The 20886-nt window shown below is 55.2% G+C and carries 20 protein-coding genes; 15 read left to right on the forward strand and 5 right to left on the reverse strand.

The features are described 5' to 3' along the window. Positions 1–36: 36 nt before the first annotated feature. From B9Y90_RS13675 to B9Y90_RS13700, 6 genes are read left to right on the forward strand one after another with little or no spacing between them, the layout of a single operon-like run. Complete coding sequence (locus B9Y90_RS13675; protein ID WP_085541542.1) at positions 37–720, forward strand: Gp138 family membrane-puncturing spike protein; 684 nt, start codon at positions 37–39, stop codon at positions 718–720. Next, positions 717–1067, forward strand: coding sequence for a contractile injection system sheath initiator (locus B9Y90_RS13680; protein WP_085541543.1), 351 nt, complete (start codon positions 717–719; stop codon positions 1065–1067). Before B9Y90_RS13675 ends, B9Y90_RS13680 begins: the two co-directional genes overlap by 4 nt. Beyond that, a complete protein-coding gene (locus tag B9Y90_RS13685) occupies positions 1068–2267 on the forward strand; it encodes a baseplate J/gp47 family protein (RefSeq protein WP_085541544.1) in 1200 nt (399 codons plus the stop codon). Further along, the gene (locus B9Y90_RS13690; RefSeq protein WP_085541545.1) at positions 2264–2944 is read left to right on the forward strand and encodes a DUF2612 domain-containing protein; all 681 of its coding nucleotides are present in this window, start codon (positions 2264–2266) and stop codon (positions 2942–2944) included. The genes B9Y90_RS13685 and B9Y90_RS13690 overlap by 4 nt, the downstream gene beginning before the upstream one ends. Next, on the forward strand, positions 2944–3630 hold the full coding sequence (locus B9Y90_RS13695; RefSeq protein ID WP_085541546.1) for a hypothetical protein: 687 nt from the start codon (positions 2944–2946) through the stop codon (positions 3628–3630). Before B9Y90_RS13690 ends, B9Y90_RS13695 begins: the two co-directional genes overlap by 1 nt. Positions 3631–3643: 13 nt before the next feature. After that, complete coding sequence (locus B9Y90_RS13700; RefSeq protein ID WP_085541609.1) at positions 3644–3829, forward strand: hypothetical protein; 186 nt, start codon at positions 3644–3646, stop codon at positions 3827–3829. On the opposite strand, the gene B9Y90_RS13705 is transcribed toward B9Y90_RS13700, so the two are convergent. Together B9Y90_RS13705 and B9Y90_RS13710 are read right to left on the reverse strand one after the other, a co-directional pair. Further along, the gene (locus tag B9Y90_RS13705) at positions 3810–4400 is read right to left on the reverse strand and encodes a tail fiber assembly protein (RefSeq protein WP_139827392.1); all 591 of its coding nucleotides are present in this window, start codon (positions 4398–4400) and stop codon (positions 3810–3812) included. The two genes, B9Y90_RS13700 and B9Y90_RS13705, sit on opposite strands and share 20 nt — an antisense overlap. Continuing rightward, a complete protein-coding gene (locus B9Y90_RS13710) occupies positions 4400–4912 on the reverse strand; it encodes a hypothetical protein (RefSeq protein ID WP_085541547.1) in 513 nt (170 codons plus the stop codon). The genes B9Y90_RS13705 and B9Y90_RS13710 overlap by 1 nt, the downstream gene beginning before the upstream one ends. A 47-nt stretch (positions 4913–4959) precedes the next feature. On the opposite strand from B9Y90_RS13710, the gene B9Y90_RS13715 reads away from it, so the two are divergent. Then, positions 4960–5520 carry a recombinase family protein gene (locus B9Y90_RS13715; protein WP_085541548.1) on the forward strand — a complete coding sequence of 187 codons (561 nt, stop codon included), beginning with the start codon at positions 4960–4962 and terminating at the stop codon, positions 5518–5520. A 4-nt stretch (positions 5521–5524) separates the two neighbouring features. Here the strand turns inward: B9Y90_RS13715 and B9Y90_RS13720 are convergent, their stop codons facing one another. Beyond that, a complete protein-coding gene (locus B9Y90_RS13720) occupies positions 5525–6373 on the reverse strand; it encodes a MurR/RpiR family transcriptional regulator (protein ID WP_085541549.1) in 849 nt (282 codons plus the stop codon). 207 nt (positions 6374–6580) lie between these two features. On the opposite strand from B9Y90_RS13720, the gene yfhb reads away from it, so the two are divergent. Next, positions 6581–7219 (forward strand): phosphatidylglycerophosphatase C, encoded by a 639-nt coding sequence (gene yfhb, locus B9Y90_RS13725; RefSeq protein WP_085541550.1) that lies wholly within the window; start codon positions 6581–6583, stop codon positions 7217–7219. Between the two features lie 96 nt (positions 7220–7315). After that, the gene (gene tadA, locus B9Y90_RS13730; RefSeq protein WP_441302655.1) at positions 7316–7786 is read left to right on the forward strand and encodes a tRNA adenosine(34) deaminase TadA; all 471 of its coding nucleotides are present in this window, start codon (positions 7316–7318) and stop codon (positions 7784–7786) included. On the opposite strand, the gene mltF is transcribed toward tadA, so the two are convergent. Beyond that, positions 7677–9227, reverse strand: coding sequence for a membrane-bound lytic murein transglycosylase MltF (gene mltF, locus B9Y90_RS13735; protein ID WP_085541551.1), 1551 nt, complete (start codon positions 9225–9227; stop codon positions 7677–7679). The two genes, tadA and mltF, sit on opposite strands and share 110 nt — an antisense overlap. A gap of 248 nt (positions 9228–9475) precedes the next feature. On the opposite strand from mltF, the gene purL reads away from it, so the two are divergent. From purL to glnB, 5 genes are all read left to right on the forward strand, one after another. After that, the gene (purL, locus tag B9Y90_RS13740; RefSeq protein WP_085541552.1) at positions 9476–13363 is read left to right on the forward strand and encodes a phosphoribosylformylglycinamidine synthase; all 3888 of its coding nucleotides are present in this window, start codon (positions 9476–9478) and stop codon (positions 13361–13363) included. 696 nt (positions 13364–14059) lie between these two features. Next, the gene (locus B9Y90_RS13745) at positions 14060–15496 is read left to right on the forward strand and encodes a sensor histidine kinase (protein WP_085541553.1); all 1437 of its coding nucleotides are present in this window, start codon (positions 14060–14062) and stop codon (positions 15494–15496) included. Continuing rightward, positions 15489–16250 carry a two-component system QseEF-associated lipoprotein QseG gene (gene qseG, locus B9Y90_RS13750; protein WP_039286666.1) on the forward strand — a complete coding sequence of 254 codons (762 nt, stop codon included), beginning with the start codon at positions 15489–15491 and terminating at the stop codon, positions 16248–16250. Before B9Y90_RS13745 ends, qseG begins: the two co-directional genes overlap by 8 nt. After that, on the forward strand, positions 16247–17584 hold the full coding sequence (glrR, locus tag B9Y90_RS13755) for a two-component system response regulator GlrR (RefSeq protein WP_085541554.1): 1338 nt from the start codon (positions 16247–16249) through the stop codon (positions 17582–17584). The genes qseG and glrR overlap by 4 nt, the downstream gene beginning before the upstream one ends. A 66-nt stretch (positions 17585–17650) precedes the next feature. Further along, positions 17651–17989, forward strand: a complete 339-nt coding sequence (gene glnB, locus B9Y90_RS13760; protein ID WP_002438074.1) for a nitrogen regulatory protein P-II — start codon at positions 17651–17653, stop codon at positions 17987–17989. A 91-nt stretch (positions 17990–18080) separates the two neighbouring features. On the opposite strand, the gene hmpA is transcribed toward glnB, so the two are convergent. Next, positions 18081–19271, reverse strand: a complete 1191-nt coding sequence (gene hmpA / locus B9Y90_RS13765; protein WP_085541555.1) for an NO-inducible flavohemoprotein — start codon at positions 19269–19271, stop codon at positions 18081–18083. Between the two features lie 328 nt (positions 19272–19599). Between hmpA and glyA the strand changes: the two genes are divergently transcribed. Continuing rightward, the gene (gene glyA / locus B9Y90_RS13770) at positions 19600–20853 is read left to right on the forward strand and encodes a serine hydroxymethyltransferase (protein ID WP_085541556.1); all 1254 of its coding nucleotides are present in this window, start codon (positions 19600–19602) and stop codon (positions 20851–20853) included. Positions 20854–20886 lie beyond the last annotated feature (33 nt).

Genomic DNA, 20886 nt, shown 5'->3' on the forward strand with positions numbered 1-20886 from the left:
GCCTGTCTCGGCGGGTTTTTTACTACTGGAGGTTAGATGGCATTAACAACGTCTTCCCTGATGGGAGAATTTGCCGAGGCTCTTGCCACGAACAATGCTGCGTTGAGTAATACGTTGCGTGTGGCGCTGCCCGGCATTATTCAGTCTTTTGATCCACAAACCGTTACCTGCGCTGTCGCCCCAGCGATCAGAGGCGCACAGTACGCCAGAGACGGAACTGTGTCTCAAGTCAATTATCCGCTGCTGGTGGATGTGCCGGTTGTTTTCCCGCATGGCGGAGGGTGCTCGCTGACGTTTCCGCTTAAAGCAGGAGACGAATGCCTGGTTATTTTCGCCGATCGCGCCATCGACTTTTGGTGGCAAAGCGGAGGTATTCAGGAGCCGGTCGATGCCCGGCAGCACTCGTTGTCTGACGCCTTCGTGCTGCCCGGCCCTCAGTCACAGGCGAAAAAAATCAGCGGCATCAGCACTTCGGCGGTTCAGCTACGCAGCGAAGACGGCAAAGCCTTTGTTGAGCTGGATCCCAACAGCCACAGCATCACGCTCGCTACGCCGGGGAAACTTACCGCGACGGCGGCTAACATTGACCTGACCGGTGAGGTGAATATCAAAGGCAACGTGACCGTGAGCGGAGATGTTACTGCCAGCGGAATAAGCCTGACAAAGCACCGCCACGGCGGCGTGCAGTCTGGCGGTGCGAACACGGGAGGTCCGGTATGAAATACCGCAGAGAGAGCAGCGACGGAGATTACACCTTTGGTCAGGGAGAAAACACCTTCCTGGAAAACTCGCCGGAGTGCGTGGCTCAGGCGGTGAGTACCCGGCTCAAGCTGTGGCAGGGCGAGTGGTTTCTGGATAATCGTACCGGCACACCTTACCGCCAGTCCGTTCTTGGCAAGCAGCAGGATGACACCTGGGTATTAATGCTGATTGACCGCGTCAGCCAGACCATGGGCGTTAAGTCCGTGCTGGATGTCACCGCCGCGCGCACTGAAAAACGCACCGTAACCTTCAACGCCACCATCGACACCGTTTACGGTCCCACCACTTTAAATAGCGAGGCATAAATGGCCCTCAATTCTGAAACGCTGGGGTTATCGGCAACGGTAACGGCCCAGGGGATAACCGCGCCTGATTATCAAAGCTTGTTAGGGACTTTGATGGATGCGTTCAGGCAAATCTACGGCACCGATGCGTACCTGGAGCCGGACAGCAAAGACGGGCAGCTCATCTCGCTGGTGGCGCTGGCCATTCATGACGCCAACAATGCGGCGATTGCTGCTTACAACAGCTTTTCGCCTGCGACGGCGATGGGGCGGGCGTTATCGAGCAACGTTAAGATTAACGGTATTGTCAGGCGGGCAGCGACCTTCTCGACGGTCGATCTACTGCTAACGGGCATCCCCGGCACGACCATAACCCGTGGCTCTGTCAGAGATGGCAGCGGGGTGACGTGGTTTTTGCCTGAGGGGGTATCGATTGGTGTCGATGGATCGGTAATCGCCACCGCAACCTGTGCCAGCAGCGGCGTAATGGCGGCGCCCGCAGGGTCCATTACCATCATGGGCACACCAACGCGTGGCTGGACGGCGGTCACGAACCCTCAGGCCGCCACGCCGGGCGTGGCGGCGGAAACCGATGCTGAATTACGTATCCGGCAGTCGCAGAGCGTTGCCTTGCCTGCGCTCACGCCGTTCGAGGCGGTCGAAGGGGCTATTGCTAATATCGCAGGCGTTACCCGGCATAAGCTGTACGAAAATGATACCGGCGCCGTCAACGCCAATGGCCTGCCTCCGCATTCCATCGCTGCGATTGTGGACGGCGGGGATGTGACGGAAATTGCCCAGACGATCAGGGGCAAAAAAGGCCAGGGCGTCGCCACCTTTGGCGCGACGTCCATTGTGGTGCCCGATCTCTACGGCAATCCCCACAGCATTGCTTTCTCTCGGTCCGGCAATGTGCCGATTTACGTCGACATCGTGCTGAAAGTGTTCACCGGCTATACGTCGCAAATCGGCGAGCAGATGAAGCAGGCGATTGCCGACTATATCAACGGCCTGGGCATTGGCGACAGCGTGCTGCTGAGCCGCATTTACTCACCGGCCAACCTCGGCGTGGTCAGCGGCGGGAAAGCGCGTTATTACGACATCACTGACTTGCTGATCGGTCAATCGACCTCTACGGTCGCGGCGGCAAACGTCAATATCGGCTACAGCGAAGCCGCCTCCTGCAGCGTGGACAACATCAATATCACGGTGAGCTCATGAGTAAATATACCGGGCGCATCACCAGCTACCACGCCAGCAAGCCCCTGTTTTTTGCCCACGTTGATCTGAGTACCCGTCCTTTCACTGAAACCGCAATCACCACCGAAAGCCTGATCAACGCGTTTGATATCGACACTGCAGTTGGGGTCCAGCTTGATGCACTGGGGTTGTGGATTGGGCGAAGCCGCGTCGTTAGCCAGCCGATTTCCGGCGTCTATTTTAGCTGGGACACAGACGGCCTGGGTTACGACCAGGGCGTGTGGCAGGGGCCCTACGATCCCGATGCAGGCTACACCTCACTGAGCGATGAAACCTACCGCATCATCCTCAAGGCAAAAATCGCGATGAACAACTGGGACGGGCAGAACGACACGCTGCCCGCGATTCTGGACGCCGCCACGGCAGGGGCGGGGCTGCGAATGCAAATCGTCGACAACCAGGACATGACCATTTCTGTCTGGGTTCTGCCGGAAACGGACATTGCTGACATATCCCTCGAGCTTCTCGCGGCCATTAAACAGGGATACCTGACGGTGAAAGCTGCGGGTGTCTGGGCGGGAGACATTCAGACACCGTCGGTGGAAGCGCCGTCACAGGGCGGCAAATTCTTTGGCTTTGATATCAACAATCACTATATCGCCGGTTTTGACGACGGCGCATGGGAGAGGAAACTCTAATGGCTACAAATCAGTTTAAACCTTTTGCAACCCGGCCAGACGCCAACGTCACGCCGCAAAATGAATGGGAAAATTTGCCCGCGCTGTTAAGTGGCTTTGCCGGCGGTAAAGCCAGCAGCGCTCAGGTGAACAAAGCGCTGCGCCAGACGTCCTTTATTGCCGCCGCGCTGGCGCAGTTCGTCAGCGATAAAAGCGGGCAGGATGTGCTGGATGACGGTGATATTGCCACTTTCCTCGCGAAGCTAACCACCGGCTTTAGTAATCAATATCTCAGCCGCCAAAATCCGTTTGCGGATATTAAGGCCGATGGCGCAGGTGCGGTTTCTTCGGCTCTCGCAAACCTTGGTTTGGGGAATGCGAAGTTTGTCACTAGCCGGGGGACAAATGCTAATGGAAATTGGACGATCTGGTCAGATGGCTCTATCGAGTTGAGTGGCTATAACTCAACTATTGTAGAGGGTCTTGCGACCGTTACTTTTCCTATAACTTTGCCAAAAGTGGCCGTAAATATCTCTATAGCTGAGCATTTAAGCGTAGATCTTGGATCTTCAGTTCAGCAATTGCATGTTTCTATGGTTGTTGATAACACAATTACAACCAGCGGATTCAAAGCCCGCTGTCAATTGGCAAATGGAAGCCCATCAGGGTATGGATTCTCCTGGCATGTTTACTGCCCATCTAATTAACAAAGAGAACACTATGCGTTATTTTAACTCTGCAACAATGACTGAGGCTTTGCCTGATATACATAATACTGCTGGCGCGATTGTGTTGCCGGATGATAATTGGTTCTTTACATCCTCATATATTCCACAAGGGAAGATGCTCGCAGTTAATGAAAACGGCGAGCCTATATTAGTTGATGCTACTGATTCGGAGCGATAGGCCAATCAATCTCAGGCGCGGTAGAGGTGTCTACCGCTTTCACCGCTTTGATATATTCCATCCAGGCAACAAGTTTTTCTTTATCAGAATTACTTATAATACCGAGGGTGAGTTCAGTTCGCCAATCGGCAGTGATATTGTTTGCATCACTTAGCAGTGTTTGCCGTTTTAGTTCTGCATCAGAAATATCACCTGCTTTCTTCGCAACAACATCGGTTACCCATTTTTCGCCGTCCCATTTATCATAGGATGTTTCAGGCGCAATGCTAGTCAGTTTGTCACTAAGTGAGCCTATTGTTTTTACTACAACTGCTGTCCCGGTACCTTTGTCGTATGCTACGGTACCACGTAAGTCAATAACTTGCTCCCATTCAACCCCATTCCAATATGCTGCATGATTGAGATTTGCCGCTGGAGCAACCATAAGCGTTGAAAAGCCAGGTATGCCGGTGCCAGCAATAATACGCACATCATACGTTGCAACGAACTCCCCTGTTTCAGGTTCAAACCCACTAACAGCCACCACACACGTTTCTAAGGCGTTTCCATTTTCATCAAATAAAATTGTCATTATTTAGCCCTCACGATCATGTTCCATGCCACGTTTTTTACTCTGTTTTCTTCAGCAACAGGAACAACCAAGGATACATCTAAATCAATTGACTGAAGGCCAGCTATCATTGTGTTTGTAGCAATCTGAGGAAATACTTCCCCATTAGCTTTAAATGCCCCTGTTACTTTATGTATTCCACCATTAACTGTTGCAACTGTGCCTGTAATATTTCTTATTGCGTCTCTTTGCTCAGACATTAACTCTCGACCAACATCAACGCCACGCCCATTATCCCAACCACGAGGAACATTACCACGCATGTCCGTAGGTAATTTGTTTTTTGGATGCAGTTGCGATAATAAAGGATATTTTATCGGATCAAATGTTTGCCCCAGGTAAGGAATGAATTCCATAGACATTTCAGGCCAAATTTCATTTGGCATATAAACTAGCGGCCATGCGATTAACTGTCCTATCATCGGCGTGCCATACCGAATATCTCCCAAACCAACCTTTAAGAAAATGCACATCCTGCCGCTCCGTGGCATGCTTTCAGCCTTTTATGAGGCAAAACGTCATGCTGGTAGGCTATGTCAGGGTGTCAACAAATGACCAAAATACCGCGCTGCAGAAAAATGCGCTGGAGTGCGCAGGATGTGAGCTGATTTTTGAGGATAAAATCAGCGGTAAAACGGCGGACAGGCCAGGGTTAAAAAAGGTGCTCAGGACGCTGAGCGAAGGCGACACGTTGGTCGTCTGGAAGCTGGACAGACTGGGGCGCAGCATGCGCCACCTTGTTTCGCTGATCGAAGAGCTACGTTCGCGCGGGATTAACTTCCGCAGCCTGACGGACAGCATTGACACCTCCACGCCGATGGGGCGGTTTTTCTTTCACGTAATGGGCGCGTTAGCCGAGATGGAGCGCGAGCTTATCGTCGAAAGAACCCGGGCTGGACTGGCCGCGGCCAGAGCGGAAGGGCGAATTGGCGGGCGGCGGCCTAAACTGTCGGCCACGCAATGGGCGCAGGCCGGGAGGTTAATTGCTGCCGGAGAAACAAGGCAGCAGGTGGCGATTATTTACGATGTGGGCGTTTCTACGCTGTATAAAAAATTTCCCGCAAATGCGAAACAGCCCTGAGCCCCTAAACCAGCTTCTTTACCAGCGCTTCGCTCTGGCGGATCCGCTCCGGCGCGTTCTCCAGGTCCTGCTGCACCAGGGCCATAAATAACAGGTCGGTCAGCATCATCTGGGCGCTGGTGGAGGAAATTGCGGCGCTACGCGTAGCTTGCTCTTCCGCAATGGTATATAAGCAAAGACTGGCGCGCTGCTGCAGAGCATTTGGCGTGAAACCCGTGATCGCGAGGATTTTTGCCCCGGCATTCAGCGCTTCATCGGCCGCCAGATTGATCTCCCGCCGCTCGCCCGAGTAAGAAATAGCGAGCAACACATCTTCCGGCGTCATCGCCTGCACGGTTGCCAGCAGGGCATGCATATCCTGCTCGGCGACGGCGTGAATGCCAATCTTCATCAACTTCCACGAAAAATTCTTCGCCACCAGGCCCGATGCGCCTATTCCTACGAGCAGCACGCGCCGCGCATTGCGCAGCAGCGAAACGCTCGCCAGCAGTTTTTCCTCTGCATTAATATCCAGCGTGGCGTGCATCGCCGCGATATTCTCTTTGATCAATTTCTCCCCAACAAGCCTCAGCGGATCGTCACCTAAAATTTGGTTGTGAACCGGGACAGAGTTAGGATTTTGGCCGCTCGCCAGCGCTTCGCTGATGGCCAGTTTCATCGCCGGAAAGCCCTTGAACCCCAGCTTCTGCGCGAATTTTACAACGCTGGACTGGCTGACGCCGGCTTCTTCCGCCAGCTGCTGTGAACTGAGATGGCGTGCGTGTTCGGGCTCCGCGAGCAAAAAGTCGGCCAGCTTGCGGTCACTCTGGGCCAGCATGGCGTATCGGCTTCGAATGCGCAGTAAACAGTTCATTTCACCTCCGGGGCGGCAATTCTGATAACGACTTGCTCTGGTAACCATCTGAGCGAATTATAAATTCCATTATAGAGCAATGTTACCGAATTAAATATTCTGTTGTTCACGAACGCCCGGGCTGGCGTAAGCGCGGAAAACCGTGTGGCTATCTGTTAGGCTTTTAGTTTGCGTCGTTTCATCACGCGAGCCTTAAAGGAGCCCGTATTGACTACCAATTACTCGCGCCGCGTCGTCTTTTTTGACCTGGACGGCACCCTGCATCAGCAGGACATGTTCGGCAGCTTCCTGTTTTATCTCCTGCGCCGCCTGCCGCTTAACGTGCCGTTGGTGATTATCTTGCTGCCGCTGATTGGCGGCATGATGCTTTTCAAAGGAAGCGCCGCCCGTCAGCCGATGAGCCTGCTGCTATGGGGTATCACGTTTGGGCGCAGCGAGACCCGGCTTCAGCGGCTGCAAAGCGAATTTGTCGCCTGGTTTCGGCAGAAGGTGAGGGCATTCCCCGTCGTCCAGCAGCGCCTCACGGATTACCTGCACAGCCCGGATGCTGACGTCTGGCTGATTACCGGCTCGCCGCAGCCGCTGGTGGAGAAAGTCTACTTTGATACGCCGTGGTTGCCGGAAGTGAAGGTGATTGCCAGCCAGATTGCACGGGCTCACGGCGGGTGGATCCTGACCCTGCGCTGTCTCGGTCATGAAAAAGTGGTTCAGCTGGAGCAGCATCTCGGCGCGCCGCTGCGGCTCTACAGCGGCTATAGCGACAGCCATCAGGATAATCCCTTGCTGTATTTCTGCGAGCACCGCTGGCGCGTCACGCCTCAGGGAGAGCTGCAGCAGCTCGAGTGAGGCGTTTTGAATCCGTTAAGCGGTGTGTATAATGCGCCGCCCACTTTTGCCGCGGAGAGCATTGTGTCAGACACAGAATTTACCCATGAACACTGGATGCGCCACGCCCTTACCCTCGCTCAGCGAGCCTGGGATGAAGGGGAAGTGCCCGTCGGTGCGGTGCTGGTACACAATAATCAGGTCATAGGTGAAGGCTGGAATCGCCCGATAGGTCGCCACGATCCTACGGCGCACGCGGAGATCATGGCGCTGCGCCAGGGCGGGCTGGTACTGCAAAATTACCGTCTGTTGGATACCACGCTCTACGTCACGCTTGAACCCTGCGTCATGTGCGCAGGCGCGATGGTGCATAGCCGCATAGGCCATTTAGTGTTTGGGGCGCGTGACGCTAAAACCGGGGCGATAGGCTCGCTGATGGACGTGCTCGGCCACCCCGGCATGAACCATCAGGTGCAGGTCAGTGAAGGGGTGCTCGCGACAGAGTGTTCAGCCATGCTGAGCGATTTTTTTCGCGCTCGTCGCCTGGAGAAAAAGGCCCTAAAGGAAAAGGCCCATAAGACGGACTAGCCAGTTCAACCGGGGCAACCGCAGGGTAAGCCTCGGCAAACTTGTCTGCCTGGAGCGCCTTCTTCTGTTTCTCCTGCAAATACCCTTCCAGACTTAGCTGATACTTGCGGATGTTTTCTACATACGCGTAAGCCTCGTGTCCACGAGCATATCCATAGGTTGTTTTGCTGTAATAAGGCTTCAGGCTAAGCAACGGCAGACGTGTTTTCACATCGGCCCAGCTGTCCGGGTTGCCTTTCTGTTTGGCCGTCAGCTGGCGGGCATCCAGCATGTGGGCATAGCCCATGTTATAGGCCGCCAGCGCGAACCAGATGCGCTCGTATTCCGGTACCGTGACCGGTACTTTGCTCATCATATCTTTCAGATACCGGCTGCCGCCGCTGATGCTCTGTTCAGCGTCCAGCCTGTCGGTGATGCCGAGGCTTTGGGCCGTATTTTTTGTCAGCATCATTAACCCGCGCACGCCCGTCGGCGAAGTCGCGTGGGTATCCCAGTGGGATTCCTGATAGGAAATTGCGGCCAGCAGCGGCCAGTCAATGTCATCGGAGTACTTTTCAAACAGCGGCTGGAGTTCCGGCAAAACGGCATCCACCGCGTTCAGGAAGGTTCGGGTATCGACGTAATCAAAATCGCCGATATGCCCCAGGTATTTTTCCTCAACCCTTGCCAGCGTCCCGTCACTGCTGATCTGATTATAGAAATCGAGCAGCGCGGCGCTCATGCTGTCGTCGCCATCGCGTTTGGAGAACCAGGTCACCGGCTGTTCATCGGTGACGTCCAGAGCAACGGCCAGTTGAGGATGTACGCGCTGGAAAAGGCTGATGGCGATGGAGTCCGAAACGGTAAATGCGATATTGCCATCCACCACCTGCTGTAAGAGCTGGTTGCTGGTTTGTTTGGCGTCGATGCTCCAGCTCAGGTCGGGGTACTGAGCGTCTTTTAGCTTTTGCAGATCGCTAACCACGGCCTGGCCGGAAGAGAGCACCAGTTGTGAAGGTTTGACGCCGCCTAGAGATTTAGGGCGCGGGCTACCCACGCGGTAGACCATCTGCTGCGAAACGGAATAATAGGTCGGCCCCGCCTGGTAGTCGCTGCTGCGGCGAGAGTTGTACACCAGGCCTGCGGCGAGCAGGTCGGCGTTGTCATTGTCCAGGTCATCAAATAGCGCGTTGATGTTTGGCCGCACGACCACTAACAACTTCACGCCAAGGTAGTCAGCGAACTGTTTTGCGAGTTCGTAATCGAGCCCCGTTGCCTTGCCGTTAATCATCGTCCAGGTGAGCGGCGATGAAATGGTACTGACGCGCAAAACCCCCCGCGCTTTGATCGCGGCGATACGGTTTTCGGCTTGATTGAAACCTGGAATGGAGGGCCATAAAGCCACTGCCAGCAACAAGGTGACGATACCGATAAGCAGATAATTAATCTTTATTATTTTCAAATAGATAACATTCTGCAGCAGGATGAGCCTTAGCCAACAATAACCATGATTTGTCTGAACCCCGTGAGTGAATGAGGCGCATTTTGCGTAAGAAAACGCCAGTAAGCAACTTTTAAGAATATATCGTTTACTTTTCGTGCAATAAAAACTTCTGCTGTTATTTCTACGCAAACGGTTTCGTCGCGGCGGAGGATTCTCTATAATGACGCCCGTTTTCCCCCCTTCGCCCTGAAGACGAGAGATCTTTAATGATGGAAATTCTGCGTGGTTCGCCTGCTCTTTCGGCATTTCGTATTAACAAACTCCTGGCCCGTTTCAACGATGCTAACCTCCCGGTAAGCGATATTTATGCCGAGTATGTTCATTTTGCCGACCTCGAGGCACCGCTGAACGCCGACGAGCTTGCCCGCCTGCAGCGGCTGTTGAAGTATGGTCCAACCCTCGCAGAGCATGCGCCGGAAGGCACCCTGCTGTTAGTGACCCCGCGCCCTGGCACCATCTCCCCCTGGTCTTCTAAAGCTACCGATATCGCCCACAACTGTGACCTGCCGCAGATTAAGCGCCTTGAGCGCGGCGTGGCCTGGTACGTTTCCGGCAGTACGCTGACTGCTGAGCAGTTGCAGGACGTGGCAGCCCTGCTGCACGACCGCATGATGGAGAACGTGTTTACCTCTCTGAACGATGCGCAGCAGCTGTTTACCCAGCAGCAGCCGGCTCCGGTGCAGAGCGTTGATCTGCTCGGGAAAGGGCGCGATGCGCTGGTAGAAGCGAACATTCGCCTTGGCCTGGCGCTGGCGGAAGACGAAATCGACTACCTGCAGGATGCGTTCAACAAACTTGGTCGTAACCCGAACGACATCGAACTGTACATGTTTGCTCAGGCGAACTCCGAGCACTGCCGCCATAAGATTTTTAACGCCGACTGGATTATCGACGGGCAGAAACAGCCAAAATCGCTGTTCAAAATGATCAAAAATACCTTTGAGAAAACGCCGGATTACGTGTTGTCTGCCTATAAAGACAACGCTGCGGTGATGGAAGGTTCCGCCGTCGGCCGCTTCTTCGCCGATCGTGAAGCGGGGCGCTATGACTTCCACCAGGAAGACGCGCATATCCTGATGAAGGTTGAAACCCACAACCACCCGACGGCCATCTCTCCGTGGCCTGGCGCGGCAACCGGCTCCGGCGGTGAAATCCGCGATGAAGGCGCGACCGGGCGCGGCGCGAAGCCAAAAGCGGGCCTGGTGGGCTTCTCCGTGTCTAACCTGCGTATTCCGGGCTTCGAACAGCCGTGGGAGCAGGATTTCGGTAAGCCAGACCGCATCGTTACCGCGCTGGATATCATGACCGAAGGCCCTCTGGGCGGGGCGGCGTTTAACAACGAATTTGGCCGCCCGGCGCTGACCGGCTACTTCCGTACTTATGAAGAGCAGGTGAACAGCCACAACGGCGTGGAGCTGCGTGGCTACCACAAACCTATCATGCTCGCGGGCGGGATCGGCAACATCCGCGCCGACCACGTCCAGAAGGGCGAAATCACCCCTGGCGCCAAGCTGATTGTGCTGGGCGGCCCGGCAATGAACATTGGCCTGGGCGGCGGGGCGGCTTCGTCGATGGCTTCCGGCCAGTCCGATGCGGATTTAGATTTTGCTTCCGTGCAGCGCGACAACCCGGAAATGGAACGCCGCTGCCAGGAAGTGATCGACCGCTGCTGGCAGATGGGCGACGACAACCCAATCCTGTTTATCCACGACGTTGGCGCGGGTGGCCTGTCCAACGCCATGCCTGAGCTGGTCAGCGACGGTGGACGTGGTGGCCGCTTCGAGCTGCGCGATATTCTTAACGACGAACCGGGTATGAGCCCGCTCGAAGTCTGGTGTAACGAATCTCAGGAGCGCTATGTACTGGCCGTTGCGCCAGAGCAGCTGCCGCTGTTTGATGAACTTTGCCGCCGCGAACGCGCGCCGTATGCGGTGATCGGTGAAGCTACCACCGAACAGCACCTGACGCTCAACGACAGCCACTTTGATAACCAGCCTATCGACATGCCGCTGGACGTGCTGCTGGGCAAAACGCCGAAGATGGAGCGCAACGTCGAGACGCTGAAAGCCAAAGGCGATGCCTTCAACAGCAGCGAAATTTCTATTGCCGATGCGGTGAAACGCGTTCTGCACTTGCCAACCGTGGCTGAAAAAACCTTCCTCGTGACCATCGGCGACCGCACGGTAACCGGTATGGTGTCCCGCGATCAGATGGTTGGCCCGTGGCAAATCCCTGTCGCCAACTGCGCGGTGACTACCGCCAGCCTGGACAGCTACTACGGTGAAGCGATGTCTATCGGCGAACGTGCGCCAGTAGCGTTGTTGGACTTCGCGGCATCCGGCCGTCTGGCCGTGGGCGAAGCCTTAACCAACATCGCCGCGACCCAAATTGGCTCGCTGAAGCGCATTAAGCTCTCCGCAAACTGGATGGCCGCAGCCGGTCACCCTGGCGAAGATGCTGGTCTGTATGAAGCGGTTAAAGCCGTGGGCGAAGAGCTTTGCCCGGCGCTGGGGATCACCATTCCGGTGGGCAAAGACTCCATGTCGATGAAAACCCGCTGGCAGGAAGGTAACGAGCAGCGCGAGATGACTTCTCCGCTGTCGCTGGTGATCACTGCGTTTGCCCGCGTGGAAGACGTGCGTGGCACCGTGACGCCGCAGCTGAGCACCGAAGACAACGCCCTGCTGCTGATCGATTTAGGCAAAGGCCATAACGCGCTGGGCGCGACCGCTCTGTCTCAGGTATACCGCCAGCTGGGCGACAAGCCTGCGGATGTTCGCAGCGTTGAGCAGCTGAAAGGCTTCTGGGACGCGATGCAGGCGCTGGTGGCGGATCGCAAACTGCTGGCCTGGCACGACCGCTCCGACGGCGGGCTGCTGGTAACGCTGGCTGAAATGGCCTTTACCGGCCACTGCGGCGTTGAGGTTGATATCGCCGGTCTCGGCAACGATCGCCTGGCCGCTTTATTTAACGAAGAGCTGGGCGGCGTGTTCCAGGTTCGTGCGGAAGATCGCGAGGCCGTTGAGGCGCTGCTGGCTAAGCACGGCCTGGCAGACTGCGTGCATTACCTCGGTAAAGCTGTCGAAGGTGACCGCTTCACCATTAGCGCTGACGGACACGCGGTGTTCAGCGAAAGCCGCACCACGCTGCGTATGTGGTGGGCAGAAACCACCTGGCAGATGCAGCGCCTGCGCGACAATCCAGACTGCGCGGATGAAGAGCACAACGCCAAGGCGAACGATAACGATCCTGGCCTGAACGTGAAGCTGAGCTTCGATATCAAAGAAGATATTGCTGCGCCGTTTATCGCGACGGGCGCGCGTCCTAAAGTGGCCATCCTGCGTGAGCAGGGCGTTAACTCCCACGTTGAGATGGCGGCCGCCTTCCACCGTGCAGGCTTTGACGCCATCGACGTGCATATGAGCGACCTGCTGGCGGGCCGTACCGGTCTGGAAAGCTTCCACACGCTGGTGGCGTGCGGCGGCTTCTCTTATGGTGACGTGCTGGGCGCGGGTGAAGGCTGGGCTAAGTCCATCCTGTTCAACGCTCGTGTGCGCGATGAGTTTGAAACCTTCTTCCATCGCCCGGAAACCCTGGCGCTTGGCGTTTGTAACGGCTGCCAGATGATGTCTAACCTGCGTGAGCTGATCCCAGGCAGTGATTTGTGGCCGCGCTTCGTGCGTAACCAGTCCGATCGCTTTGAAGCGCGTTTCAGCCTGATTGAGGTGACCTCCAGCCCGTCGCTGCTGCTGCAGGGCATGGCCGGTTCCCATATGCCTATCGCGGTTTCTCACGGTGAAGGTCGTGTGGAAGTGCGTGATGCCGCTCATCTCGCCGCGCTTGAAAGCAAAGGCCTGGTGGCGCTGCGCTTTGTGGATAACTTTGCGAAAGTGACCGAAACCTACCCTGCTAACCCGAACGGTTCGCCGAACGGGATCACTGCGGTGAGCAATGAAAGCGGGCGCGTCACCATTATGATGCCGCACCCAGAGCGCGTGTTCCGGACCGTGAGTAATTCCTGGCACCCGGCAGAGTGGGGCGAGGACAGCCCGTGGATGCGTATTTTCCGTAACGCGCGTAAGCAACTGGGCTGATTACCCTCACCCCGACCCTCTCCCTAAAAGGGAGAGGGGGAAAATAGGGGAAAGGCTCCGATCCAACCCCTTGCTTTCATAGGGTAGGAAATACCAGACAGGCTCCGATCCAGTTCCTTGCTTTCATAGGGTAGGAAATACCAGACAGGCTCCGATCCAGTTCCCTCTCCCCTTTGGTGAGAGGGCCAGGGTGAGGGGCTTTTTTTGTCACTAAACCCCGACACTCTTGTTTTTAATGTGTCTCCAAAAAGAGACATTTAACTCATTGATTTTTAATGGGGTGATTGAGATTTTTTAAGAGTGTTGTGAAATGGCGACACTCAGAACAAAAAATACGCATAATATATCTTCTGTTTATTGTCATTAACTATAATAAAAACAATTAATTAAATAGTTTTTCGCAATATTGGCACGATATCTGCTTAATAAGGCTCAGTGGCTCATTCAATCTCTTATGTCAGCGTCTTTTCAGACAGACTACATAAACCGCCGAATGACGCACAAAAAGGTGCCTGCCGTCCGATTTTTTGATAAATGCCTTGCGGCTTATCATGCTCCGGGCGAAACGTTGAGTAAGGCGCCGCCTAATTCCTAAACAAAGGCAGGGTTTTTGACCCTGCCTTTGTTGTTTCCGGGAATCGCACCTTTCCACCACGCGCAATCGCGGCTAGCATCGTGTCATACAGGTAATGTGAGATGAAGCTATTGAACCAGTGGCATTTTTTCCCCCGATCTTTACGCCAGCTTGTCATGATGGCCTTTTTACTGGTGCTCGTACCGCTGCTGGTGCTTGCGTGGCAGGCGTGGCAAAGCCTTAACGCCCTGAGCGCTCAGGCCGCGTTGACCAACCGCACCACGCTGACCGATGCCCGGCGTAGCGAGGCAATGACCAACATCGCGCTGGAAATGGAGCGAAGCTATCGACAGTATTGCGTGCTCGATGATTCGCGCCTTGCCCAGCTGTATCAGGGGCAGCGCCAGCGTTACGCTCAAATGCTTGAGGCGCACGCCTCCGTATTACCCGACCCAAAACTCTATCAATCGCTCAGCCAGTCTTTGAGTGATTTGGCTGAGCTCAAATGTAAAAACAGCGGGCCGGAAGCTTCTGCGGCAAACCAACTGGAACAATTCGCCTCAACCAATGCTGAAATGGTGCAGGCCACGCGAACGGTGGTGTTCTCTCGCGGACAGCAACTGCAGCAGGAAATTGCTGAACGAGGCCAGTTCTTCGGTTGGCAGGCCCTGGTGCTGTTTCTGCTCAGCCTGGGGCTGGTCATCATCTTTACCCGCATGATTATCGGCCCGGTTAAAGGCATCGAACGGATGATCAATCGGCTGGGGGAAGGGCGTTCGCTCGGCAACAGCGAAGTATTTAAAGGGCCGCGCGAACTGCGCTCCGTTGGGCAGCGTATTGTCTGGCTCAGCGAACGCCTGTCCTGGCTTGAATCCCAGCGCCACGAGTTTCTCCGCCATCTTTCTCATGAGTTAAAAACCCCGCTTGCCAGCATGCGAGAGGGGACTGAACTGCTTGCTGACCAGGTTGCCGGGCCGCTCAATGCCGACCAGAAAGAGGTTGTCGCCATCCTGGATAACAGCAGTCGCCACCTGCAAAAGCTGATTGAACAGCTGTTGGACTATAACCGCAAGCTGGCAGACGGCGTGGTAACCCTGGAAAGGGTCGAGGTGGCTCCGATCGTGGAAATGGTTATCTCTGCCCACAGCCTCCCGGCAAGGGCTAAAATGATGCATACCGAGATGCAATTAAGCCCGAAAGCTTGCCTCGCAGAGCCGACGCTGCTGATGAGCGTACTGGATAATCTCTACTCCAATGCGGTGCACTACGGCAGTGAATCCGGTACCATTTACCTCCGGAGTTCGCAGGTGGGTGCGATGCTTTACATTGAGGTCGCGAACACAGGCGAGCCGATTCCGGCCACGGAACAAGAGATGATTTTTGAGCCTTTCTTCCAGGGCAGCCACCAGCGGAAGGGTTCCGTAAAGGGAAGTGGCCTGGGGTTAAGTATCGCCAGGGATTGCATTCGCCGTATGCACGGAAAACTTAGCCTGATTAACGCTAACAGCGCGGAAGTATGCTTCCGTATCGAATTACCGGTTTTCCCTGAGAATGATTAAAACGATGAAAGTACTTTTATTGCGTGAACCACGCCGCGGGTCTTTGGCTCGCCTTATTGGCTGGGTATCCGGGGCGCTGGCCGGCGCGACGTTGTTGACAGGATGCGCACCATCAAGCGTGTCCAGCAGCCTGGATGAAGCCCACAAACCACATATCCCGGAACAACAAATTCCTGATTACCTGTCCACGGACTGCACCGAAATATGGGCGCTGACGGGACATGACGTTAGCAGTAACCCGCTTTACTGGCTGCGCGGTATGGATTGCGCGCAGCGCCTGCCGCCGGCAGAAGCCCGTGCAGAAGCTCGCCAGTGGCCAGCAGAAACCTGGCAGGACACATTTAAGCGCGGCATTTTGCTGTCCACGGCTAAAATTACCCCGACCGAGCGCCGCCGTTACATGACCCAGCTCGACACCATGACCAGCGAAGTGCCTGTGCAGGTACGTTCCCTGTTTGAGATTTGGCGTGACGGACAGTTGTCACAGCTCAAGCTTTCGGATGAGCGCACACGCTATAGCAAGCTGCAGCAGTCAACGGACGGCGAGCTGGATACGCTGCGAGAACAGCAGCAGCGCTTGCGTGGCCAGCTCGATCTCACAACACGCAAGCTGGAAAATCTGACTGACATTGAGCGTCAGCTCTCCAGCCGCAAGCCGGGAAGTAATTTGGTGCCTGACACACATAGTTCGGAAGACAACGACGACGACGATAGCGGTACGCCAAACAAATCGCAGCCGGAGGCAAAACCATGACGCAAAGGAAACCCGCGCGCTTACTCTTAGTGGATGATGATCCCGGCCTGTTAAAACTGCTGGGAATGCGCCTGTCGAGTGAGGGCTATACGGTCACTACGGCTGAAAGCGGGGCTGAGGGGCTGAAAGTCCTGGCGCGAGAGAAAATCGATCTGGTGATAAGCGATCTCAGAATGGACGAAATGGACGGCATGGCGCTGTTCGCGGAGATCCAAAAAGGCCAGCCGGGGATGCCGGTTATCATTCTGACTGCGCACGGCTCTATCCCTGATGCCGTGGCGGCAACCCAGCAGGGTGTATTTAGCTTCCTCACCAAGCCGGTGGACAGAGATGCGCTTTATCAGGCCATCGACAATGCGCTTGAGCACACGATCATCGCTGGCGATGATATGTGGCGCGATACCATTGTGACCCGCAGCCCGATTATGCAGCGTTTGCTCGAGCAGGCGCGCATGGTGGCGCAGTCGGACGTCAGCGTGTTGATTAACGGCCAAAGCGGCACCGGGAAAGAGATTCTGGCTCAGGCAATACATAACGCCAGCCCTCGCAGCAAAAAAGCGTTTATTGCGATTAACTGTGGCGCGCTGCCTGAGCAACTGCTGGAATCCGAGCTGTTTGGTCACGCTCGCGGGGCCTTTACCGGCGCGGTCAGCAGCCGTGAAGGGCTGTTCCAGGCGGCGGAAGGTGGAACGCTGTTCCTCGATGAAATCGGCGATATGCCAATCCCGCTCCAGGTTAAGCTGCTGCGCGTTTTGCAGGAGCGGAAAGTTCGCCCGCTGGGCAGCAACCGCGATCTGGACATTGACGTGCGGATTATCTCCGCCACGCACCGGGACTTGCCGAAAGCCATGGAGCGCGGGGAGTTTCGTGAAGATCTCTTCTACCGCCTCAACGTTGTGAACCTGAAAATTCCCGCGCTGCATGAACGCGCCGAAGATATCCCGCTGCTGGCGAATCATTTGTTACGCCAGTCCGCCGACAGGCACAAACCTTTCGTTCGGAGTTTCTCCACCGACGCCATGAAGCGGCTGATGACCGCAAGCTGGCCAGGCAACGTGCGCCAGCTGGTGAACGTGATTGAGCAGTGCGTGGCGCTGACCTCAGCCCCGGTGATTGGCGAAGCGCTGGTGGAGCAGGCGCTGGAAGGCGAAAACACCGCCTTGCCGACATTTGTCGAAGCGCGTAACCAGTTCGAGCTAAACTATTTGCGTAAGCTGCTGCAAATTACCAAAGGAAATGTCACCCATGCCGCGCGCATGGCGGGGCGTAACCGAACCGAATTCTATAAATTACTGGCCAGGCATGAACTCGAGGCCAATGACTTTAAAGAGTAGGCTGTGGTAGTGTGAGCAACCGATTACTAACAGTACAAAACGCCGCGCGGGGATACCGGTAATACCATGAAAAAAATTGATGCGATTATTAAACCTTTCAAACTGGATGATGTGCGCGAAGCGCTGGCTGAAGTAGGCATTACCGGCATGACGGTGACGGAAGTGAAAGGCTTTGGCCGTCAGAAAGGGCATACCGAGCTGTACCGCGGTGCCGAGTACATGGTGGACTTTCTGCCAAAAGTAAAAATTGAAATTGTGGTGACCGACGATATCGTTGATACCTGCGTGGACACCATTATCCGCACGGCTCAGACAGGCAAGATTGGTGACGGTAAGATTTTCGTGTTTGATGTAGCACGCGTGGTGCGTATTCGTACCGGCGAAGAAGACGACGCGGCGATTTGATTTAGGTTTTTTACCCTCACCCAGGCGGACATTGCCTTTACTCCCTCGCCCCTTTGGGAAGAGGGTTGGGGTGAGGGGAAATCGTACTAAACTACATCACCTTGTGCGGGCCAAAGCACTCGTAGTGAATGCTGTCTTTATTCACGCCAATCTTCACCAACTGTTCCGCCGCAAAACGCATAAAGTTGATCGGGCCGCAAAGATAGAACTGCATCGCCGGGTCGCTTAACTTCCCTTCGATTTCCAGCAAATTCATCAGTCCTTCGCGATTAAAGCGCGGCAGGGCACGATCCTCTGCGGAGGGTTCACGGTACCAGACGTGGCTTTCAAATTTCGGCAGCTTCGCGCCAAGTCCTGCTACTTCTTTACTAAAGGCGTGCACATCCCCGTGTTCGGCGGCGTGCAGCCAGTTGACCTGGGCCTGGTGGCCGCTGTTCGCCAGCGTGTCCAGCATCGAGAGCATTGGCGTCTGGCCGACGCCTGCGGAAATCAGCGTCACCGGCGTGTCGGATTTTACATCCATAAAGAAGTCGCCTGCCGGTGAAGCCAGATGCACCCGATCGCCAGCCTGAGCATGATTGTGCAGCCAGTTTGAGACCATACCTTTCTCTTCACGCTTCACGGCAATGCGGTAGCTTTTCCCGTTCGGCTGGCGGGTCAAAGAGTACTGACGAATTTCCTGATGCGGGAAACCAACAGGCTTCAGCCAGACGCCGAGGTATTGCCCCGGCTGATAATCCGCCACCGGGCCTCCGTCCAGCGGGACAAGTTCGAAGCTGGTGATAAGCGAACTTTGCTCTTTTTTCTCTACGATAGTGAACGGACGCGTGCCTTCCCAGCCACCCTGCTTAGCGGCGTTATCCTGGTAAATTTCTGACTCGCGGTTAATAAAGACCTGCGCCAGAACGCCGTAGGCTTTTCCCCAGGCGTCCAGCACTTCCTGCCCCGGGCTGAATAACTCGTCTAACGTGGCCAGCAGATGGCCGCCCACGATGTTGTATTGCTCTGGCTTGATCTGGAAGGTGGTGTGCTTCTGGGCGATTTTCTCTACCGCTGGCAAGAGGGCAGCCAGATTTTCGATGTTGGAAGCATACGCGCAAATGGCGTTGAACAGCGCTTCGCGCTGGTCACCGTTGCGCTGGTTGCTCATGTTAAAGATCTCTTTCAGCTCCGGGTTGTGGCTGAACATACGCTCATAAAAATGGGCGGTAAGTTTAGGCCCGGTTGCGGCCAGCAGAGGGATGGTCGACTTAACAACGGCGATGGTTTGTGCGTCTAGCATGGCGGTCTCCATAAACAGCGTAATGTATAAATTGCATTTTAAATGCATCTTATAGAAATGGCCTTATGTTGTAAATGGGTTATTGTTGTTAACGACTGAGTTCACAGAACATGAAAAATACGCATAGCGTTGATGAAGAAATATCCGGCAAAAAGAGGCAGACTTTATTGCCTGGAAGCCTTATTTCATGCCTGGGTAATCGTTTGCGTAAAAACCTCTGTCAAGCCCTATCACCCGAAAGGGTTTCGGTTTACACTGTTGCCCGTCGCCCAAATGGGCCCCCTCATTGCAGTAAAATTTTTACCGTTAGCTGAGTCAGGAGATGCGAATGTTAAAGCGTGAAATGAACATTGCCGATTACGATGCCGAACTGTGGCAGGCCATGGAGCAAGAGAAAGTACGTCAGGAAGAGCACATTGAACTGATCGCCTCCGAAAACTACACCAGCCCGCGCGTGATGCAGGCTCAGGGTTCTCAGCTGACAAACAAATATGCTGAAGGTTACCCAGGCAAGCGCTACTACGGCGGTTGCGAGTATGTGGACATCGTTGAGCAGCTGGCTATCGACCGTGCAAAAGAGCTGTTTGGTGCAGACTATGCGAACGTGCAGCCACACTCCGGTTCCCAGGCTAACTTCGCGGTATACACCGCGCTGCTGCAGCCGGGCGATACCGTGCTGGGCATGAACCTGGCGCAGGGCGGCCACCTGACTCACGGTTCCCCGGTTAACTTCTCCGGCAAACTGTACAACATCATTCCTTACGGTATCGATGAGTTCGGTAAAATTGACTACGAAGACATGGCGAAGCAGGCTAAAGAGCACAAGCCGAAGATGATCATCGGCGGCTTCTCTGCCTACTCCGGCGTGGTTGACTGGGCTAAGATGCGTGAAATCGCAGACAGCATCGGCGCTTACCTGTTCGTTGATATGGCGCACGTTGCGGGCCTGATTGCCGCAGACGTTTACCCGAACCCGGTACCACACGCTCACGTTGTGACCACCACCACCCACAAAACCCTGGCGGGTCCACGCGGTGGCCTGATCCTGGCGAAGGGCGGCGACGAAGATCTCTACAAGAAACTGAACTCTGCCGTATTCCCAAGCGCGCAGGGCGGCCCGCTGATGCACGTTATCGCGGCTAAAGCCGTTGCGCTGAAAGAAGCAATGGAGCCCGAGTTCAAGGTTTACCAGCAGCAGGTTGCTAAAAACGCCAAAGCGATGGTGGAAGTGTTCCTGAACCGTGGCTACAAAGTGGTTTCCGGTGGCACTGAAAACCACCTGTTCCTGCTGGATCTGGTTGATAAAAACCTGACCGGTAAAGAAGCTGACGCTGCCCTGGGCCGTGCCAACATCACCGTGAACAAAAACAGCGTACCAAACGATCCGAAGAGCCCGTTCGTGACCTCCGGTATCCGTATCGGTTCTCCGGCCGTTACTCGTCGCGGCTTTAAAGAAGCTGAAGTGAAAGAGCTGGCTGGCTGGATGTGTGACGTTCTGGACAACATCAATGACGAAGCGGTTATCGAGCGCGTCAAAGGTAAAGTGCTGGATATCTGTGCCCGCTTCCCGGTTTACGCATAATCGTTAAGCTGAAATGTTGAAAGGCTCCCAGGC

This window comes from Cedecea sp. NFIX57 (genome assembly GCF_900177785.1).
GTDB classification, from domain to species: Bacteria; Pseudomonadota; Gammaproteobacteria; order Enterobacterales; family Enterobacteriaceae; genus Cedecea; species Cedecea neteri_C.

Bases quoted from the DNA above. Each gene is read 5' to 3' on its own strand.
- B9Y90_RS13675 (WP_085541542.1), top strand. From the start codon at position 37: ATGGCATTAACAACGTCTTCCCTGATGGGAGAATTTGCCGAGGCTCTT.
- B9Y90_RS13680 (WP_085541543.1), top strand. From the start codon at position 717: ATGAAATACCGCAGAGAGAGCAGCGACGGAGATTACACCTTTGGTCAG.
- B9Y90_RS13685 (WP_085541544.1), top strand. From the start codon at position 1,068: ATGGCCCTCAATTCTGAAACGCTGGGGTTATCGGCAACGGTAACGGCC.
- B9Y90_RS13690 (WP_085541545.1), top strand. From the start codon at position 2,264: ATGAGTAAATATACCGGGCGCATCACCAGCTACCACGCCAGCAAGCCC.
- B9Y90_RS13695 (WP_085541546.1), top strand. From the start codon at position 2,944: ATGGCTACAAATCAGTTTAAACCTTTTGCAACCCGGCCAGACGCCAAC.
- B9Y90_RS13700 (WP_085541609.1), top strand. From the start codon at position 3,644: ATGCGTTATTTTAACTCTGCAACAATGACTGAGGCTTTGCCTGATATA.
- B9Y90_RS13705 (WP_139827392.1), bottom strand. From the start codon at position 4,400: ATGACAATTTTATTTGATGAAAATGGAAACGCCTTAGAAACGTGTGTG.
- B9Y90_RS13710 (WP_085541547.1), bottom strand. From the start codon at position 4,912: ATGTGCATTTTCTTAAAGGTTGGTTTGGGAGATATTCGGTATGGCACG.
- B9Y90_RS13715 (WP_085541548.1), top strand. From the start codon at position 4,960: ATGCTGGTAGGCTATGTCAGGGTGTCAACAAATGACCAAAATACCGCG.
- B9Y90_RS13720 (WP_085541549.1), bottom strand. From the start codon at position 6,373: ATGAACTGTTTACTGCGCATTCGAAGCCGATACGCCATGCTGGCCCAG.
- tadA (WP_441302655.1), top strand. From the start codon at position 7,316: ATGCGCCACGCCCTTACCCTCGCTCAGCGAGCCTGGGATGAAGGGGAA.
- purL (WP_085541552.1), top strand. From the start codon at position 9,476: ATGATGGAAATTCTGCGTGGTTCGCCTGCTCTTTCGGCATTTCGTATT.
- B9Y90_RS13745 (WP_085541553.1), top strand. From the start codon at position 14,060: ATGAAGCTATTGAACCAGTGGCATTTTTTCCCCCGATCTTTACGCCAG.
- qseG (WP_039286666.1), top strand. From the start codon at position 15,489: ATGATTAAAACGATGAAAGTACTTTTATTGCGTGAACCACGCCGCGGG.
- glrR (WP_085541554.1), top strand. From the start codon at position 16,247: ATGACGCAAAGGAAACCCGCGCGCTTACTCTTAGTGGATGATGATCCC.
- glnB (WP_002438074.1), top strand. From the start codon at position 17,651: ATGAAAAAAATTGATGCGATTATTAAACCTTTCAAACTGGATGATGTG.
- hmpA (WP_085541555.1), bottom strand. From the start codon at position 19,271: ATGCTAGACGCACAAACCATCGCCGTTGTTAAGTCGACCATCCCTCTG.
- glyA (WP_085541556.1), top strand. From the start codon at position 19,600: ATGTTAAAGCGTGAAATGAACATTGCCGATTACGATGCCGAACTGTGG.